The sequence below is a fragment of the Photorhabdus temperata genome (assembly GCF_025384845.1).
Taxonomy (GTDB): Bacteria; Pseudomonadota; Gammaproteobacteria; order Enterobacterales; family Enterobacteriaceae; genus Photorhabdus; species Photorhabdus temperata.
The window spans coordinates 1-2,299 of record NZ_JAJAFX010000148.1; the positions used below are offsets into that span (position 1 = coordinate 1).

A 2,299-nucleotide genomic window follows, 5' to 3' on the forward strand; every position below is an offset into this window, starting at 1 on the left:
CCTTGTTCTTCCCCTCCGGCCCATGCACGCTACCGTTTCTTTATCTTCATTTGGAGACTGACACCATGAGCCGTAGCCGATATACCCCGGAGCAAAAACAACACCATGTGACCCAATGGCGCCACAGTGACCTGACCCGAAAACAGTATTGCGAACAGCATCAGCTGAGTTTTTCCTCTTTCCGCGACTGGATTGCCGACAGTAACAAAATGCACCAACCTCTCAGCCAGACACTGCCCGCCATCTTGCCGGTTTCTCTCCAGCCTGACGACACGCACACCGTCACCCTGCATACCCCAGACGGGTATGCCATCGCCTGTCCCTTGACGCTGTTGCCTGATGTGATGCAAGTACTGGCCCGATGCTGAAACCGCAACAGCTCTTTCTGGTGCGAGAGCCCGTCGACATGCGCCGGGGCATTGATGCCCTGACCCAACACCTTGAGGGACTGAATTTGCGCTGGCAGGAAGAAGCCGCTTTTGTTTTCTGCAACAAGGCCCGCTCCCGTCTCAAGGTGTTGCGCTGGGACCGACACGGCGTCTGGCTCTGTACCCGCCGTCTGCACCGGGCCCATTTTGTCTGGCCGAAGCAGAGCGAACGTAGCTGGGTGATGACGCCCGCCCAGTTTGACTGGCTCATCCGCGGCATTCACTGGCAACAGGTCGAGGGGGATGACCTGTCCGGCTGGCGAAGTTGATTCTGCCGCCCCGGTCACACTTTTACCGGATAACGGCGGGGAATTATCCGGTACACTGTCGGCATGACGCTCAATGACTTAATGGCGCTGGATGACCCCGGGCGATTTCGGGTGCGGGCACTGGCACTGCTTCAGCAACAACACGACTCTATTCGCCAGCTGGAAGAAGCCCTGAAACAGGCGCACCGTTGGCGTTTTGGCGCGCACAGCGAAACCCTGCCTGCCGGTCCCAAACGCAATCAGTTTGAGGAAGATGCCGATACCGATATCGCGGTGCTGGAAACCCAGCTCTCACGCCTGCATATCAAGGAAGACGCGCCCGCGTCTCATCCTAAACGTCAGCCTTTGCCGACGACTTTACCCCGTGAAGATATCCGGTTGGCGCTGGAGACAGAGAGCTGCCCGGATTGCGGTCATGCCCTGCGCTTTTTACGTGATGAAATCAGTGAGCGACTGGAATACCGTCCGGCCACGTTTATCGTCCGGCGCTATATCAGCCCGCAGTACAGCTGCGCGCGCTGTCAGTGTGTGCATGCTAAAGCCCAGCCCGCCCATCTGATTGAAAAGGGCATTCCAGAGCCGGGGTTGCTGGCTCAGGTGGTGGTCGCCAAATATCGTGACCCCCTTCCGCTCTACCGTCAGCAGCAAATCTATGCCCGCAGTGGTGTAACCCTGGCCCGCAGCACCCTGTCGGACTGGGTGGGGCAGGTGGCTCTGGCGTTGCAACCGTTGGCCAATGCCCTGAAGCAGACACTGCTGACGTCCCCCGTGCTGCATGCCGATGAGACCCCGTTGCCGATACTGGCCCCGGGAAAAGGCCAGACCCAGCGCGCCTATCTGTGGACGTATGTCACCGGCCCCGATACCTCGCCGGCGGGGGTGTACTATGAGCTGCATCCCGGCCGCAGTGGCCGTTATGCGCAGGGGTTCCTGGAGGAATGGGCCGGTGGCTACCTTGTCACGGATGACTACGCCGGCTACAACGCGCTGCATGCCCGGGCGGATATCACCGAAGCGGGTTGCTGGGCCCACGCCCGTCGTAAATTCTTTGACCAATATAAAGCGAGCCAAAGTTCGGTAGCGAAACAGGCGCTGGATGGCATTCGCGACCTGTACAAGCTGGAGCGAAAAATCAAACACCGGCCGCCGGATAAACGGCGTCAGTGGCGGCAGCGTTATGCCCGGCCGTGGCTGAATGAGTTCCGGTCCTGGTTGCAGACGACTCAGGCCCAAACGGCGCCCAACTCCGGGTTACGCAAAGCGATAGATTATACGCTGAAGCGCTGGCCGGCGCTGGTGTGTTATCTGGATGATGGCCGGGTGCCGATAGACAACAACCGGGCGGAGAATGCGGTCCGGGGTGTGGCGCTCGGCCGAAAGAACTGGCTTTTTGCGGGTTCACTGCCCGCGGGGCAACGGGCGGCCATGATAATGAGCCTGTTGGAAACCGCCAGAGCCAACGGACATGAGCCCTGGGTCTGGTTACGTGATGTCCTCAGCCGACTGCCTATCTGGCCGAACAATCGGTTGAATGAGCTGTTGCCCTGGCCTGATAATCCCTTCAGTTAACATCCCATTTTGTTGTTATCTGACAATGCAAGG

At 59.2% G+C, this 2,299-nt stretch carries 3 protein-coding genes; all 3 read left to right on the plus strand.

Annotated features, from left to right (window positions below; translation table 11 throughout):
• A partial coding sequence (tnpA, locus tag LGZ99_RS24090; protein WP_262979813.1) for an IS66 family insertion sequence element accessory protein TnpA occupies window positions 1–368 on the plus strand: 368 nt, incomplete at its 5' end.
• Entirely contained in the window at window positions 362–697 is a 336-nt protein-coding gene (gene tnpB, locus LGZ99_RS24095; RefSeq protein ID WP_262979814.1) for an IS66 family insertion sequence element accessory protein TnpB, read from the plus strand. The genes tnpA and tnpB, both read left to right, overlap by 7 nt.
• A 63-nt stretch (window positions 698–760) precedes the next feature.
• Window positions 761–2,266: an IS66 family transposase gene (tnpC, locus tag LGZ99_RS24100; RefSeq protein WP_262979815.1), complete on the plus strand. Its 1,506-nt coding sequence runs from the start codon at window positions 761–763 to the stop codon at window positions 2,264–2,266.
• Window positions 2,267–2,299: the final 33 nt, after the last annotated feature.